General features: G+C 63.4%; 11 protein-coding genes. 9 read left to right on the plus strand and 2 right to left on the minus strand.

Translation table 11 applies throughout. The features are described 5' to 3' along the window. The first annotated feature begins 113 nt into the window (after positions 1–113). From rplK to rplL, 6 genes are all read left to right on the plus strand, one after another. The gene (rplK, locus tag WHH00_RS04925; RefSeq protein ID WP_003803853.1) at positions 114–545 is read left to right on the plus strand and encodes a 50S ribosomal protein L11; all 432 of its coding nucleotides are present in this window, start codon (positions 114–116) and stop codon (positions 543–545) included. Between the two features lie 182 nt (positions 546–727). Then, positions 728–1,435: a 50S ribosomal protein L1 gene (gene rplA, locus WHH00_RS04930; protein ID WP_163161877.1), complete on the plus strand. Its 708-nt coding sequence runs from the start codon at positions 728–730 to the stop codon at positions 1,433–1,435. Between the two features lie 129 nt (positions 1,436–1,564). Beyond that, entirely contained in the window at positions 1,565–2,704 is a 1,140-nt protein-coding gene (locus tag WHH00_RS04935) for a GNAT family N-acetyltransferase (RefSeq protein WP_406637048.1), read from the plus strand. A gap of 7 nt (positions 2,705–2,711) precedes the next feature. Then, on the plus strand, positions 2,712–3,830 hold the full coding sequence (locus WHH00_RS04940) for a GNAT family N-acetyltransferase (protein WP_406637050.1): 1,119 nt from the start codon (positions 2,712–2,714) through the stop codon (positions 3,828–3,830). A gap of 296 nt (positions 3,831–4,126) precedes the next feature. After that, on the plus strand, positions 4,127–4,717 hold the full coding sequence (rplJ, locus tag WHH00_RS04945) for a 50S ribosomal protein L10 (RefSeq protein ID WP_231454778.1): 591 nt from the start codon (positions 4,127–4,129) through the stop codon (positions 4,715–4,717). Between the two features lie 75 nt (positions 4,718–4,792). Then, positions 4,793–5,167 carry a 50S ribosomal protein L7/L12 gene (gene rplL, locus WHH00_RS04950; RefSeq protein WP_066277893.1) on the plus strand — a complete coding sequence of 125 codons (375 nt, stop codon included), beginning with the start codon at positions 4,793–4,795 and terminating at the stop codon, positions 5,165–5,167. Between the two features lie 138 nt (positions 5,168–5,305). Here rplL and WHH00_RS04955 read toward each other — a convergent pair whose 3' ends face one another. Together WHH00_RS04955 and WHH00_RS04960 are read right to left on the minus strand one after the other, a co-directional pair. Continuing rightward, positions 5,306–5,803: an aminoacyl-tRNA deacylase gene (locus tag WHH00_RS04955; RefSeq protein ID WP_406637053.1), complete on the minus strand. Its 498-nt coding sequence runs from the start codon at positions 5,801–5,803 to the stop codon at positions 5,306–5,308. Further along, positions 5,803–7,002, minus strand: a complete 1,200-nt coding sequence (locus WHH00_RS04960; protein WP_406638494.1) for an acetyl-CoA C-acetyltransferase — start codon at positions 7,000–7,002, stop codon at positions 5,803–5,805. Before WHH00_RS04960 ends, WHH00_RS04955 begins: the two co-directional genes overlap by 1 nt. Before the next feature lie 273 nt (positions 7,003–7,275). Here WHH00_RS04960 and WHH00_RS04965 point away from each other — a divergent pair, with 273 nt between their 5' ends. The 3 genes from WHH00_RS04965 to WHH00_RS04975 all read left to right on the plus strand — a co-directional run bounded on the left by WHH00_RS04965 (position 7,276) and on the right by WHH00_RS04975 (position 15,613). Further along, entirely contained in the window at positions 7,276–7,749 is a 474-nt protein-coding gene (locus WHH00_RS04965) for a hypothetical protein (RefSeq protein WP_406637055.1), read from the plus strand. 337 nt (positions 7,750–8,086) lie between these two features. Beyond that, positions 8,087–11,596 (plus strand): DNA-directed RNA polymerase subunit beta, encoded by a 3,510-nt coding sequence (gene rpoB / locus WHH00_RS04970; protein WP_231454775.1) that lies wholly within the window; start codon positions 8,087–8,089, stop codon positions 11,594–11,596. A gap of 117 nt (positions 11,597–11,713) precedes the next feature. Continuing rightward, positions 11,714–15,613 carry a DNA-directed RNA polymerase subunit beta' gene (locus WHH00_RS04975; RefSeq protein WP_406637057.1) on the plus strand — a complete coding sequence of 1,300 codons (3,900 nt, stop codon included), beginning with the start codon at positions 11,714–11,716 and terminating at the stop codon, positions 15,611–15,613. Positions 15,614–16,038 lie beyond the last annotated feature (425 nt).

The following is a 16,038-nucleotide window of genomic DNA, read 5'->3' on the forward strand; positions in this document are numbered from 1 at the left end:
TCCCGGGGCTGCCCGCTTAGCAGCACCGGAACGGCCGGCCGCCTTGCCATGGCGGCCACAAACCTGAGGCACGCTCCTGTGCCCCAGGACGTTATTGAGAGAAGGACCCTACATTGGCTCCCAAGAAGAAGGTCACCGGCCTCATCAAGCTGCAGATCCAGGCAGGTGCCGCTAACCCGGCTCCGCCGATCGGTCCTGCGCTTGGCCAGCACGGTGTCAACATCATGGAATTCTGCAAGGCGTACAACGCTGCGACGGAAGCCCAGCGCGGAAACGTCATCCCCGTGGAAATCACGGTCTACGAGGACCGTTCCTTCACGTTCATCACCAAGACCCCGCCGGCTGCAGAGCTCATCAAGAAGGCTGCAGGCGTCGCCAAGGGTTCAGCAACCCCGCACACCGTCAAGGTTGCCAAGCTGACCCAGGCCCAGGTCAACGAGATCGCCTCCACCAAGATGGAAGACCTCAACGCCACCAGCCTCGAAGGCGCAGCGAAGATCATCGCCGGCACCGCCCGCTCCATGGGCATCACCGTCGAAGGCTAATCGCCTTCGCTGCCTGCGCCGGGTCGGGTAACCGATCACGACGACGGGCGGCACCGCCGGGACACCGGCACCACCGAAACTGAGATGTTGGGAACCGGGCACGGATAACGAGCCCGTCCACCAACTGTGGCAGGGCCCAGCGCGGTCCGCAGACCACAACTGCACAAGGAGAAATAAGCAGCATGGCAAAGCGCAGCAAAGCATATGAGGCAGCAGCCGCCAAGATCGACGCGGAGAAGTTCTACGCGCCGTTCGAGGCAGTGACCCTCGCCAAGGACACCAACCCGTCCAAGTTCGACGCCACGGTTGAGGTTGCATTCCGCCTCGGCGTCGACCCCCGCAAGGCTGACCAGATGGTCCGCGGCACCGTCAACCTGCCCCACGGCACCGGTAAGACCGCCCGCGTCCTGGTTTTCGCCACCGGTGACAAGGCTGAGGCAGCAATCGCTGCCGGCGCCGACTTCGTTGGTTCCGACGACCTGATCGAAAAGATCGCCGCCGGCTGGACCGACTTCGACGCTGCCGTTGCCACCCCTGACCTCATGGGCAAGGTTGGCCGCCTCGGTAAGGTACTGGGTCCGCGTAACCTGATGCCGAACCCGAAGACGGGCACCGTGACCCCCGACGTCACCAAGGCCGTCAACGACATCAAGGGTGGAAAGATCGACTTCCGCGTCGACAAGCACTCCAACCTGCACTTCATCATCGGCAAGGTCTCCTTTGACGCCATCAAGCTGGCGGAGAACTACGCAGCAGCACTGGAAGAGGTGCTTCGCCTGAAGCCGTCCGCTTCCAAGGGCCGCTACATCCAGAAGGCCACCGTTGCTACCACGTTCGGTCCCGGCATCTCCGTTGACCCGAACGTCACCAAGGTTCTGACCGAGGCCTAAATCCTCGTTTGAAGCCCCATGCAGCGGAATCTTCCGCCGCAACAAAACCGCCCGGCATCCGTGCCGGGCGGTTTTGTTTAAGCTCCGAGGCCTATCCCCGCAGCTGGAGCTTTTGCCTAAGCTGTAGGAATGGCTGACCCGACGCCGGATACCTTCCCAGCGAACCCCGCCGCACCAGCACTTTCGGCCGTTGAAGTGCTGCATGAACCGGGCAGCGGCACCATCGCCGGTTCTGCAGGATATACAGCAGACTTCGAGGAGTGCCACGCCCTGCGGGTGGAGCACGACCTTGCCCTGTGGGGCAACCTGGACCGTTGCCCCACCTTGCCGGAAGCTGCCGAGTTCTGGCGGGGCAGCGAGTACGAGGAGCGCCAGCTCTACCTGGCGAGGCTGAACGGGAAGGCCGTTGGTACGTGCTCCGTGGAACTCCCGCTCCGAGAGAACACGCACACTGCCGGCATCGACGTCTTGATTGGGCCCACCTACCGGCGCCAAGGGCTGGGCAGGATGCTACTGCTACACGCTGAATCGATTGCCAGGGAACGGCGCCGGACATCCCTCTACGGCTACCACGAGGTTCCGCTGGCGGCGGCGGACGGGACTCCCCTGCTCCCGGCCAAGTCCGGTGCCGGAGGCCTTCCAGTGGCTGAACCGGCAGTGGCGTTCGCTGCCGCTTCCGGCTACGAGCTGGAGCAGGTTGAACGCTCCAGCCGACTGGAGCTTCCCGTGGCGCCGGAACTGCTGGCCCGGCTGGAAACGGAGGCATCAGCCGCGGCGGGGGACTACAGCATCACGGGATGGGACGACGCCTGTCCTGAAGACCTGGTGGACGCGTACGCGCTTCTCAAAGCCCGGATGAGCACGGATGTTCCCATCGCCGGGATGGACTGGGAGGGGGAGGACTGGGACGCCGGCCGGGTGCGCGATGAGGAAAGAACGACGGCCCGCAGCGGCCTGCAGTCCGCCGTGACCGCCGCACTGCACAGCGCTACCGGGGAGCTGGTTGCCTACACGGTCCTTAACTGGCGGCCCGGAGTGCCGGCGTCCATCGCCCAGCAGGACACCCTGGTCACGGCGCAACACCGCGGCCACCGCCTCGGCTTGCTCATCAAGGTTGCAAATCTGCGGCATGCCCAGGCCAGGTGGCCTTCGGCGCATTCTGTGTTGACATGGAACGCCAATGAAAACCAACATATGCTGGCCATAAATATTGCCCTTGGATTCAGGCCTGCTGGTTATGAAGGTGAGTGGCAGAAACGGCTGGGATGATGCGCCTATGGCACAAGACGTGAAGATCGAGCAGCTCTGGATCCCTGATTCACTCGAGGCGCCGGACGCTGCGGACTTCCTTGCCGCCGTCGAAGTGGGACGCAAAGTCCGCATGCAGACCTGGGGCAGCGACGACCTCGCTTACGGTCCCCTGGAAAAGCTTCTTGAGTTCGCGGATCCCTATGAGCGGCAGCTGATCCTCGTAGCCAAGGTGGACGGGGAGATTGTGGGCACCGTTGATATCGCCCTGCCCCTCACAGATAACCTGGACCTTGCGGAGTTCACGCTGGACATCCTGCCCGAGTTCCAGCGCCAGGGCGTTGGGAGGCGGTTGCTCCAGGCCGCGGAGCAGCTGGCCCGCAATGAGGGCCGCACCATGATCCTGGTGGATACCAACCATCCGGGCGCATCCCTGCACGAATTCGAGCGCGCCCAGCTGGTCCCTGGGTCGGGGCAGGGCTTCGTGCCGCTGGAGAGCCGCGAGGTGGAGTTCGCCCAACGCACCGGCTACACCCTGCAGCACATTGAGCAGTTCAGTTCGTGCCTGCTGCCACTGGACTCGAAGCTGGTGGCAGACCTGCAGGCCGAAGCGGAGGAAGCAAACAACGGCAGGTACCGGCTGCACCATTGGACGGACCGGTGCCCGGACCGCTGGCTGGAGGCCGTAGCTGTCCTCGAAAACCAGGCCGGGGCCGACGTCGATCCGTCTCTCCACGTGCCGGTGGAGCAGGACATGGTGTTCGACGGCGCCATCCTCCGGGAGGCCGAAGATGTGGCTATTGCGCAGGGCAGGCGGACAGTGGTCACCGCCGTCGAGCATCTCGCCAGCGGTGCGCTGGTTGGCCTGACCACCATCACGGTGCTTGCGCACCGCGCGGACGTGGTTTTCCAGGACGATACGCTCGTCCTGCAGGAGCACCGCGGCAACAAGTTAGGTCTCCTGATCAAGGTGGCGAACATGGAGCGGTTGACTGAGCAGTTTCCGGACGCCCGGGTCATCTACACCTGGAACGCCCCGGAAAACCGGTACCTCCTGACCGTCAACCAACAGTTGGGATTCCGGACCGCAGGCGTGACGGGGATATGGCAAAAGGAGCTTCCGCGCCTTGGCACCAGCAACAGCTGACTGCCGATTTGGCGCAGCGGCGGCACCTCCCGTAGACTGTGATGACCAAAGACCGTCGGTTGTTGGAAATCCACTCCCCTGAACATGGCTCAACTCTGTAGTTGTGCGCGGGGGATCGAAGCGGATTTCCGGACGAAGGACCCTCAACGCAGGGCGGCCGGCGCAGGTGAACGAAGCAAAGCTCCATGGGATACCCGTGTTGAGCCAAGCCCCGTGCATCTGCGCGGGGCGTTTTTAGTTTTAGCTCATCCGAGCGGGGACCGTCGAATACCGGCACTATCCCCGGAAGGAGGGTTATGGCAACGCCTATCAAGGTTTCAGCAGTAGCTGAGATCACCAACGATTTCAAGGAATCGAACGCCGCTGTCCTGACCGAATACCGCGGGCTCACCGTTGCACAGCTCAAGCAGCTGCGTGTTTCTCTCGGCCAGGACACCAAGTTCGCGGTCGTCAAGAACACCCTGACCGCCATTGCAGCCAAGGAAGCCGGCGTTGAAGCATTCAACGACCAGCTCTCCGGCCCCACTGCAATCGCCTTCATCAAGGGTGACGCAGTTGCCGCTGCCAAGAGCCTGACGGATTTTGCCAAGACCAACAAGCAGCTGGTCATCAAGACCGGTTACTTCGAGGGCAAGGCACTGAACGCCAGCGAGGTTGCTGCCCTGGCAGCACTCGAGTCCCGCGAGCTGCAGCTCGCCAAGGTTGCAGGCGTCCTCAAGGCCCCTGCTGCCGCCGCTGCACGCATCATCGATGCCCTGCGCCTCAAGCTTGAAGAAGAGAACGGTGCACCGGCAGCTGCCGAGGCGCCCGCCGCTGAAGAAGCTCCGGCCGCAGAAGCAGCAGAGACCGAAGCTCCGGCCGAAGCCGCAGCCACCGAAGAGAACTAACTCTCTTTTAGACCAGACTCCGGTGTGAAGCACGGCCGCGTGCCGCTGAGCACCACAACAGGAAGGACGCCTACCATGGCGAAGCTCACCAACGAAGAGCTCATTGAAGCTTTCAAGGAACTGACCATCATCGAGCTCTCCGAGTTCGTCAAGCTCTTCGAAGAGACCTTCGAAGTTACCGCTGCTGCTGTTGCTGTTGCTGGCCCCGCCGGCGCTGCTGCTGAAGAGGTTGAAGAGAAGACTGACTTCGACGTCGTCCTCGAAGCTGCCGGCGACAAGAAGATCGCAGTGATCAAGGAAGTTCGCGCCATCACTTCCCTGGGCCTCAAGGAAGCCAAGGACCTGGTTGACAGCGCTCCCAAGGCTGTCCTCGAAGGTGCAACCAAGGAAGCTGCCGAGAAGGCCAAGGAGCAGCTCGAGGCTGCAGGCGCAACCGTTACCCTCAAGTAGTAACGCGCTTTTTCCTCAGGAAGCCCCGTCCACGTTTGTGGGCGGGGCTTTTTGCGTTCCCGGCGAAAGTAGGTAGCGCTAAGTGTCGTTATGGGGCACCAAAACGACACTTAGCGCTACTCAGTTGGGTCCGGGTGGTCAGGCGGGGTCGCTGATGTCCGCGATGACCGCATCCAGTGCAGCGGTCAGGGCGTCCGCGTCCACGAAGGCGCTGTACCCGTGGGCGCCGGCGCCCATCGAGATCCGCCGCCCCGTAATGCTGGCGTCCGCGTAGACCGGCCAGCGGCTGGTGCTGCCCAGCGGGGTGATGGTTCCGCGCTCATAGCCTGTTGCTTCCAGCGCCACGTCAGCGGGAGGCAGGGAGAGCTTGTTGACACCCACCAGGGTCCGCAGCTTGGGCCAGGAAATCTGGCGGTCGCCGGGGATCAGCGCAAACAGGAACGTGCCGTCCTTGTGCTTGACCACCAGTGACTTGACGATGTCTGCAGGGCTGATTCCGAGGATGGCGGCCGCTTCTTCAAGGCTTTTGGCAGCCGGCCTTTCCACGATGTCCACCGTCAGCCCGCGGGCCTCGGCGTCGGACAGGAAGCGTCCGTGTCCGGCGCCGCCGTCCCCGTTCACAGGTGGGCCGGCCATCAGTCGCGGTAGAGCAGGAGCGCTTCGCCCTGCCCGCCGCCACCGCACAGGGACACGGCGGCTTTACCCGTTCCGCGGCGCTTCAGCTCATGCGCGGCATGGACGGCCAGCCGTGCGCCCGAGGCGCCGATGGGATGGCCCAGCGCAATGGCCCCGCCGTGGATGTTGCACTTTTCCAGCGGGTAGTCCAGGTCCTTGAGCGACTGGACGGCTACGGATCCGAAGGCTTCGTTGATTTCAATGAAATCAAGGTCGGCGACGGTCCAGCCGGCCCGTCCCAGGGCATTCTTGATGGCGTTGGACGGCTGTGAGTGCAGTGAGTTGTCCGGTCCTGCCACCTGCCCCGGCTTCCCGACGACGGCCAGGTACTCCAGGCCGTGTTCTTCGGCGTAGCCGCGGGATGCCAGTACCAGGGCTGCGGCCCCGTCCGACAGGGGAGAAGAGTTCCCGGCCGTGATGGTACCGTCCGTCACGAAAGCTGCACGGAGCCCGGCCAGGGAGTCCACCGAGGTGTTCGGGCGGACGCCCTCGTCAGCGGACACCACAACGGGATCGCCTTTGCGCTGCTTGACGCTGACCGGAACGATTTCGTCGTCGAAGGTTCCATTCTTGGCGGCCAGCGCAGCGCGCTGGTGGGACTGGGCGGCCACGTTGTCCTGCGAGGTGCGGTCAATGCCCAGGGCCAGGTTGCGGGTCTCGGTGGACAGGCCCATGGACTGGCCGTCGAAGGCGTCCGTCAGGCCGTCGTGCGCCGCCACGTCCAGCGCCTGGATCGAACCGTAGGTCCAGCCCTGCCGCGAGCCGGGAAGCAGGTGCGGTGCCCGGGTCATGGACTCCTGGCCACCGGCCACCACCACTTCCGCTTCGCCGCCGCGGATCATCCGGGCGGCATCGATCACCGCCGTGAGCCCAGATAGGCAAACCTTGTTGATTGTCACCGCGGGGACGTCCCATCCGATGCCGGCACCGATTGAACTTTGCCGGGCAGGGTTCTGGCCGGCACCCGCCTGCAGAACCTGGCCCATGATGACGGCCTGCACGTCACCGGCGTCCACCCCACTGGCGTCCAGGGCGCCCTTGATGGCCCGGGAACCCAGTTCCACTGCGGTAAAGCTTGCCAGCTGCCCAGTGATCCGGCCCTGTGGGGTGCGCACTGCTGCGAGGATGACAACGTCAGTGTTGTCACGGGAGTTGCCCATGGTTATCTCTTCCATTCCGTTTTCCGGTGTGTGCCACCAAGGCTATCGTGACCCTGGTCACCTAAGTATTCAAACGCCTGGTGCGCTATGTGCATTCCGCCGGCAGGCTGAAGCGTGGCCGGCGCCGCAGCCTGCAGGCGGGGCAGGCGAGGGGAGGCGGGGGAGAGGTCCCCATCCCATGGACGTGCACGACGGCGGCGGCGTGCGTAGGGTGGAGCGCAGACACTTTTGCAGGGGGAGCAGGTCCCTGCCCCGGATGGTTGGAGCAGCAGCGTGAAAAAGATCCTCGCCACGGCGGCAGCCGCAGCCCTCGCAGCGCTTACCGCGTGTTCTGTATCCGTGCCTGCCCAGGAAGCCCCCTCTCCGGCGCCAACCCAGCCGCAGCCAAGCACCGCCCGCACCAGTGGTTCGGCTGGCGGCAGTGCCGGGACGCCGTCGTCGTCCCCTGCTAATGGCACCAAGGCAGCGTGCGAGCTCTTCAACTCCCTGGTTGAAAGCTACGCGGCCGCCCCGCCCAGCGACTCCGAAGCCTATGAGGACATCTACCTGCGGGCCGAAGAGGCCAAGGAGACGGTGTCCGGTGACCTGCGCGGCCTGTTCGCCTCCTTGAGCCTGCTGGCCATTGACCATTCGGGTGTGGCCGGTTCCGGCGGCCGTCCCGCGCAGGAATCACAGGACGCGGTCCGGGACGCGGTCTTTGCCAACGCCGGAACCTGCACGGACGCGGGAGTCACGCTGCGGCTTTAGTCCCGCCGCGCACGGCCCCACCCGGGCGGCGTCCCGGAAGCGGCGTCGCGTACCTGCCCAAAACCGGTGCTTGCATTCCGGGCGGACATGGGGTAGACATGTAGGTTATTTTGCCGTATCGTAGATATTTGCGTCTTCCCTGTTTACCTTCAGCCTTCATATAGCGGTGGGCTTTGCCTTGCAGCTGACAATCAACGTGCCGTCAACAACGTCACAGCATGGTCAGCGCGGGCCCCGGGTCATATAGCGGAACCGGATGGTAGCACTGCGGAGCATTCCGCAGGGTGCACAGCGGGGGAGATCTGAAAACGCCTGAAGGTCTGTGGAAGGATCCCTCTTGGTCGCCTCGAGCACCTCTAATAACGAAACCGCTAACACTGCCGACAGCACTGATGGTGCCACTCGCCGGCTCTCATTCGCAAAGATTCACGAACCTCTTGACGTTCCGAATCTGCTTGCCCTGCAGACTGACAGCTTTGACTGGCTGGTCGGTAACGAACGCTGGCAGGCACGCGTAGCGAAGGCTGTCGAAGAAAACGATCTCAGCGTCGCCACGACGTCCGGCCTGTCGGACATCTTTGAAGAGATCTCCCCGATCGAGGACTTCCAGGGCACCATGTCCCTGAGCTTCTCGGATCCGGAGTTCGCTGATCCGAAGTACACCATGGCCGAGTGCAAGGACCGGGACGCTACGTACTCCGCTCCGCTGTATGTCAAGGCCGAGTTCATGAACAACAACACGGGCGAAATCAAGCAGCAGACCGTGTTCATGGGCGACTTCCCGCTGATGACCGAGAAGGGCACCTTCGTGGTCAACGGCACCGAGCGTGTCGTCGTCTCCCAGCTGGTCCGTTCCCCGGGCGCCTACTTTGAGCGCGCCGCCGACAAGACCAGCGACAAGGACATCTTCACCGCGAAGATCATCCCGTCCCGCGGCGCCTGGTTCGAGCTCGAAATCGACAAGCGCGACCAGGTTGGCGTCCGTCTCGACCGTAAGCGCAAGCAGTCCGTCACGGTCCTGCTGAAGGCCCTTGGCTGGACCGAAGGCCAGATCCTCGAAGAGTTCGGCCAGTACGACTCCATGCGCGCAACGCTGGAGAAGGACGCAACCGAGACCCGCGAAGACGCGTTGCTGGATATCTACCGGAAGCTGCGCCCGGGCGAGCCGCCCACCGTCGAGGCTGCCCAGTCGCTGCTGGACAACCTGTACTTCAACTCCAAGCGCTACGATCTGGCCAAGGTTGGCCGCTACAAGATCAACCGCAAGCTTGGCATCGACCGCTCCCTTGGCGACAAGGAAGCCTCGGTCCTGCACGTTGAAGACATCGTTGCCATGATCAAGTTCCTCGTTGCGCTGCACGCCGGCGAGAAGACCATCAAGGGCACCCGCGATGGCCAGGAAGTGGACCTGCGCGTCGAAATCGACGACATCGACCACTTCGGCAACCGCCGCATCCGCGCCGTCGGCGAGCTCATCGAGAACCAGGTCCGCACCGGCCTGTCCCGTATGGAGCGCGTTGTCCGCGAGCGTATGACCACCCAGGACGTCGAGGCCATCACGCCGCAGACCCTGATCAACATCCGCCCCGTGGTCGCCGCGATCAAGGAGTTCTTCGGAACGTCCCAGCTCTCGCAGTTCATGGACCAGAACAACCCGCTCTCGGGTTTGACCCACAAGCGCCGCCTGTCGGCGCTTGGCCCGGGTGGTCTGTCCCGTGACCGCGCCGGCATGGAAGTCCGTGACGTGCACCCGTCCCACTACGGACGTATGTGCCCCATCGAAACCCCTGAAGGCCCGAACATTGGCCTGATCGGTTCGCTGGCATCCTACGGACGCATCAACCCGTTCGGCTTCATCGAGACGCCCTACCGCCTGGTCAAGGATGGCGTCGTGTCCGACGACGTCCAGTACCTGACGGCCGACGACGAGGCTGAGGTGCTGATCGCCCAGGCCAACGCACCGCTGGACGAGAACAAGAAGTTCGCTGAAGAGACCGTCCTGGTCCGTGCCCGCGGTGGTGGAGGCGAGCCTGTCCTCGTGCCCGCCGAGGACGTGGAGTTCATGGACGTTTCCCCGCGCCAGATGGTGTCCGTGGCTACCGCCCTGATCCCGTTCCTGGAGCATGACGATGCAAACCGCGCACTCATGGGTGCCAACATGCAGCGCCAGGCCGTGCCGCTGGTCCGTTCCGAGGCCCCCTTCGTGGGCACCGGCATGGAGCGCGCCGCAGCCGTCGACGCCGGTGACGTTGTCATCGCCAAGAAGGCCGGTGTGGTCACCGAGGTTTCCGCCGAGCTCGTCATCATGCTTAACGACGACGGCACGGAGACCAACTACCGCATCAACAAGTTCGCCCGGTCCAACCAGGGCAACTGCTACAACCACCGTGTCCTGGTGAACGAAGGCCAGCGCCTGGAAGTTGGCGGCATCATCGCCGACGGCCCGGCAACGGACCAGGGCGAGCTCGCCCTGGGCAAGAACCTGCTCGTGGCATTCATGTCATGGGAAGGCCACAACTTCGAGGACGCCATCATCCTCTCGCAACGCATTGTTGCCGAGGACGTTCTTTCCTCCATCCACATCGAGGAGCACGAGATCGATGCCCGCGACACCAAGCTTGGTGCCGAGGAAATCACCCGTGACATCCCCAACGTGTCCGAGGAAGTACTGGCGGGCCTGGACGAGCGCGGCATCATCCACATCGGTGCCGAGGTTGAAGCAGGGGACATCCTGGTTGGAAAGGTCACCCCGAAGGGTGAAACCGAGCTGACCCCGGAAGAGCGCCTGCTGCGCGCCATCTTCGGTGAGAAGTCCCGCGAAGTGCGCGACACCTCCCTGAAGGTGCCCCACGGCGAGTCTGGCACCGTCATCGGCGTGCGCGTCTTCGACCGCGACAACGACGACGAGCTGCCCCCGGGCGTAAACCAGCTGGTCCGCGTCTACGTCGCTGCCAAGCGCAAGATCACCGACGGCGACAAGCTCGCCGGCCGCCACGGCAACAAGGGTGTTATCTCCAAGATCCTCCCCGTTGAGGACATGCCCTTCCTTGCCGACGGCACCCCCGTTGATATCGTCCTGAACCCGCTGGGTGTCCCGGGCCGTATGAACGTGGGCCAGGTGCTCGAAACGCACCTCGGCTGGGTTGCCAAGACCGGCTGGAAGATCGAAGGCGAGCCCGAGTGGGTCAAGCAGCTGCCGAACCTGCCGCGCGAAAGTGGCCAGACCACTGTTGCAACGCCGGTGTTCGATGGCGCCCGCGAAGAGGAAATCACGGGCCTGCTGGACTCCACCAACGTGACCCGCGACGGCGAACGCCTGATCAACTCCTCCGGCAAGACCCGCCTGTTTGACGGCCGCTCCGGCGAGCCGTTCCCGGATCCGATCTCGGTCGGCTACATGTACATCCTGAAGCTCCACCACCTGGTGGACGACAAGATCCACGCGCGCTCCACCGGCCCGTACTCCATGATCACGCAGCAGCCGCTGGGTGGTAAGGCACAGTTCGGTGGCCAGCGCTTCGGTGAAATGGAAGTGTGGGCGCTCGAAGCTTACGGCGCCGCCTACACGCTCCAGGAACTCCTCACCATCAAGTCTGATGACATCCATGGCCGCGTGAAGGTTTACGAAGCCATCGTCAAGGGCGAGAACATCCCCGAGCCGGGTGTTCCCGAGTCCTTCAAGGTCTTGATCAAGGAAATGCAGTCGCTGTGCCTGAACGTGGAAGTTCTTTCCACGGACGGAACCACAATTGAAATGCGTGACTCTGATGACGCAGTCTTCACGGCTGCGGAAGAACTGGGCATCGATCTGTCTCGTGCAGAGCCCAGTTCCGTAGAAGAGGTCTAGCAGGCGGGCGTACCGGGAAAAGCGGCACCACCCGCGCTGTCTTATTCCGGTACGCTCCCTCCCTCATTCCGCACCCAAGACTTCAGAATTTAGAGAACAAGAGAGAACAGGGACCATATGTCCAGCGAATCCTCCTTCGGCCTCATGCAGATCGGCCTCGCCACCGCGGAAGACATCCGCGGCTGGTCGTACGGCGAGGTTAAGAAGCCGGAAACCATCAACTACCGCACGCTCAAGCCCGAGAAGGACGGCCTCTTCTGCGAGAAGATCTTCGGCCCGTCACGGGACTGGGAATGCTACTGCGGCAAGTACAAGCGCGTGCGCTTCAAGGGCATCATTTGTGAGCGTTGTGGCGTTGAGGTCACCCGCGCAAAGGTCCGCCGTGAGCGCATGGGCCACATCGAACTGGCCGCTCCCGTCACGCACATCTGGTACTTCAAGGGTGTTCCCTCACGTCTGGGCTACCTCCTTGACCTGGCACCGAAGGACCTCGAAAAGGTCATCTACTTCGCTGCCTACATGATCACCAGCGTCGACGAAGCTGCCCGCCACGAGGAACTGCCCAACCTGCAGGTTGAGCACGACATCGAGAAGAAGCAGCTGATCGACAACCGCGACTCCGACATCGCGGCGATCGCCCGCGACCTCGAAGGCGAAATTGCCCGCCTTGAGGGCGAAGGCGCGAAGGCTGCCGACAAGAAGAAGGCCCGCGACTCCGCGGACCGCCAGATGGCCAACGTGCGCAAGCGTGCCGACGCCGACATCGAGCGCCTCGAGCAGGTCTGGGACCGGTTCAAAAACCTCAAGGTCGCCGACCTCGAAGGTGACGAAGGCCTGTACCGCGAGCTGCGCGACCGCTACGGCATGTACTTCGAAGGCTCCATGGGTGCCGAAGCCATCAAGAAGCGTCTTGAGAGCTTCGACATGCAGGCCGAGTCGGACCTGCTACGCGACATCATCGCCAACGGCAAGGGCCAGCGCAAGACCCGTGCCCTCAAGCGCCTGAAGGTGGTCAACGCGTTCCTGACCACCAACAACAGCCCGCTTGGCATGGTCCTCGACGCCGTCCCGGTGATCCCGCCGGAACTGCGCCCCATGGTCCAGCTGGACGGTGGACGCTTCGCGACCTCCGACCTCAACGACCTGTACCGCCGCGTGATCAACCGCAACAACCGCCTCAAGCGCCTGCTTGACCTGGGTGCTCCGGAGATCATCGTCAACAACGAGAAGCGCATGCTTCAGGAAGCTGTTGACAGCCTCTTCGACAACGGCCGCCGCGGCCGTCCGGTCACCGGACCAGGCAACCGTCCGCTGAAGTCCCTGAGCGACATGCTCAAGGGCAAGCAGGGCCGTTTCCGCCAGAACCTCCTCGGCAAGCGCGTCGACTACTCCGGCCGTTCGGTCATCGTCGTCGGCCCGCAGCTGAAGCTGCACCAGTGTGGCCTGCCCAAGCAGATGGCCCTGGAGCTCTTCAAGCCGTTCGTGATGAAGCGCCTGGTTGACCTCAACCACGCCCAGAACATCAAGTCGGCCAAGCGCATGGTTGAGCGTTACCGTCCGCAGGTCTGGGATGTGCTGGAAGAGATCATCACCGAACACCCGGTGCTGCTCAACCGTGCACCTACCCTGCACCGCCTGGGCATCCAGGCGTTCGAGCCGCAGCTTGTTGAAGGCAAGGCCATCCAGCTCCACCCGCTGGTTTGTGGCGCCTTCAACGCTGACTTCGACGGCGACCAGATGGCAGTCCACCTGCCGCTGAGCCCTGAAGCCCAGGCTGAGGCCCGCATCCTGATGCTGTCCTCGAACAACATCCTGAAGCCCTCTGACGGACGTCCGGTCACCCTGCCCTCGCAGGATATGATCATCGGCCTCTACCACCTGACCACCAAGCGCAAGGGTTCAGCCGGCGAAGGCCGCATCTTCGGTTCGGTCTCGGAAGCCATCATGGCGTTCGACGCCCGCGAGCTGCACCTGAACTCGCAGGTCAAGATCCGCCTCGAAGGCTTCGTGCCGTACGCCGGCTGGGAAGCTCCGGAAGGCTGGGAGCAGGGTCAGCCCGCGCTCGTCCAGACCTCCCTGGGCCAGGTCCTCTTCAACGAGACCCTGCCCGAGGACTACCCCTGGGTTGAAGCTGTTGCCGACAAGGGCGAACTGTCCCGCATCGTCAACGACCTCGCCGAGCGCTACCCGAAGGTTGTCACCGCGGCAACGCTGGACAACCTGAAAGATGCCGGTTTCTACTGGGCCACCCGTTCAGGCGTCACCGTGGCCATCTCCGACATCGAGGTTCCGGCTGCCAAGCCGGAGATCCTTGCCGGGTACGAGGAGCGGGCCGCCAAGATCCAGGGCCAGTACGACAAGGGTCTGATCGACGACGACGAGCGTCGCCAGGAACTGATTGAGATCTGGAACAAGGCAACCAACGAGATCGCCCAGGTGATGCGCGACAGCCTGTCTCCGATGAACACCATCAACCGCATGGTGTCCTCCGGTGCACGTGGTAACTGGATGCAGGTCCGCCAGATCGCGGGTATCCGTGGCCTGGTGGCCAACCCGAAGGGTGAAATTATTCCCCGTCCCATCAAGTCCTCCTACCGTGAGGGCCTGTCGGTTCTGGAATACTTCATCGCCACGCACGGTGCCCGTAAGGGTCTTGCTGACACCGCGCTGCGTACCGCCAACTCGGGTTACCTGACCCGCCGCCTGGTGGATGTCTCCCAGGATGTTATCGTCCGCGAAGAGGACTGCGGCACGGAGCGTGGCCTGGTCACGCCCATCGCCGTCGCCGATTCCAACGGTGAGCTGGTCCTGGACGAGAACGTCGAGAACAGTGCATACGCACGTACCCTCGCCGTCGACGTCGTGGACTCCGAGGGCAAGGTCCTCGCAGCCGCCGGCACCGACTGCGGTGACGTGGTTATCGACGAGCTGTTCAAGGCAGGCATCACCGAGGTCAAGGTCCGCTCCGTACTCACCTGTGAGTCCAGCGTCGGTACCTGTGCACTGTGCTACGGCCGCTCGCTGGCCACCGGCAAGACCGTGGACATCGGCGAGGCCGTGGGCATTATCGCCGCACAGTCCATCGGTGAGCCCGGTACCCAGCTGACCATGCGTACGTTCCACACCGGTGGTGCTGTTTCCGCCAGCGGTGGCGACGACATCACCCAGGGTCTGCCCCGTATCCAGGAGCTCTTCGAAGCCCGTACTCCGAAGGGTGTCGCACCGATTGCTGAAGCAGCCGGCCGCATCACCATCGAAGAGTCCGAGCGCCAGATGCGCCTGGTCATCACCCCCGATGACGGAACCGAAGAGATCGCCTACCCGGTCCTGCGCCGTTCACGCCTGCTGATCGAGGATGGCGACCACGTCACCGTCGGCCAGAAGCTGATCAACGGACCGGTGGATCCCAAGCAGGTCCTGCGTATCATGGGTCCGCGTGCGGCACAGAAGTTCCTGGTGGACGAAGTCCAGGGCGTGTACCGCAGCCAGGGCATCGGTATCCACGACAAGCACGTCGAGGTTATCGTCCGCCAGATGCTGCGCCGCGTCACGGTCATCGAGTCCGGCGAATCGGACCTGCTGCCCGGCGAGCTCGCCGAGCGCAGCCGCTTCGAGGACGCCAACCGCCGCGTTGTGTCCGAGGGCAAGACTCCGGCTTCCGGACGTCCTGAGCTCATGGGCATCACCAAGGCGTCCCTGGCCACCGAGTCCTGGCTGTCCGCAGCTTCCTTCCAGGAGACCACCCGCGTCCTGACGCAGGCGGCCATGGAAGGCAAGAGCGACCCGCTGCTCGGCCTCAAGGAGAACGTCATCATCGGTAAGCTGATCCCGGCCGGCACGGGCCTCCCGCGCTACACCGAGGTCACCGTCGAGCCCACTGAGGAAGCAAAGGCCAACCTGTTCACCGGCCCCAGCGCATTCAGTGACTTCTCGTACGACACCCTGGGTGGGGACGGAGCTCCCGAGTTCCACGCCATCCCGCTGGATGACTACGACCTGGGCAACGACTTCCGGTAACAGCCAGTCTTAGCCACGGGATGGTCCTTCACCGCAAGGTGGGGGACCATCCCTGCTTTAACCATCGGCTGCTCCGTAACTGTCGTTTAGGGCCGTCAAAACGACAGTTACGGAGCAATCGATGGGGGAGTACGGCCCCGATTAAGGGGTGGGGGCCGTCCATGCTAGACTTGTTACCAATTGTTATTGTGGCAGTGGATGAGTGCGCCGGTTCCAGCCTTAGGGCGGAACCAGAGCGACGTTTCCGGTTTGCAGGGTTCTTGTGCAACGTATGCCACATTTTTGCATGCCTAGGGACCGTTGAAGACGCGAGTCAGGTCATTCCCTGCGTATGCGATCCGACTATTAAGGCTTCGCCTTCGCCGCCTTGGAGATCTTCTTCAAGGCCCAGGCGGCGGGGCAACGCAAAGGAGAGTGGCCGGAAG

It is taken from the genome of Pseudarthrobacter quantipunctorum, from assembly GCF_045291495.1.
GTDB lineage: Bacteria > Actinomycetota > Actinomycetes > Actinomycetales > Micrococcaceae > Arthrobacter > Arthrobacter quantipunctorum.

Coding starts and splice junctions, on each gene's coding strand:
- rplA (WP_163161877.1), top strand. CDS start 728: ATGGCAAAGCGCAGCAAAGCATATGAGGCAGCAGCCGCCAAGATCGAC.
- WHH00_RS04935 (WP_406637048.1), top strand. CDS start 1,565: ATGGCTGACCCGACGCCGGATACCTTCCCAGCGAACCCCGCCGCACCA.
- WHH00_RS04940 (WP_406637050.1), top strand. CDS start 2,712: ATGGCACAAGACGTGAAGATCGAGCAGCTCTGGATCCCTGATTCACTC.
- rplJ (WP_231454778.1), top strand. CDS start 4,127: ATGGCAACGCCTATCAAGGTTTCAGCAGTAGCTGAGATCACCAACGAT.
- rplL (WP_066277893.1), top strand. CDS start 4,793: ATGGCGAAGCTCACCAACGAAGAGCTCATTGAAGCTTTCAAGGAACTG.
- WHH00_RS04955 (WP_406637053.1), bottom strand. CDS start 5,803: ATGGCCGGCCCACCTGTGAACGGGGACGGCGGCGCCGGACACGGACGC.
- WHH00_RS04960 (WP_406638494.1), bottom strand. CDS start 7,002: ATGGGCAACTCCCGTGACAACACTGACGTTGTCATCCTCGCAGCAGTG.
- WHH00_RS04975 (WP_406637057.1), top strand. CDS start 11,714: ATGTCCAGCGAATCCTCCTTCGGCCTCATGCAGATCGGCCTCGCCACC.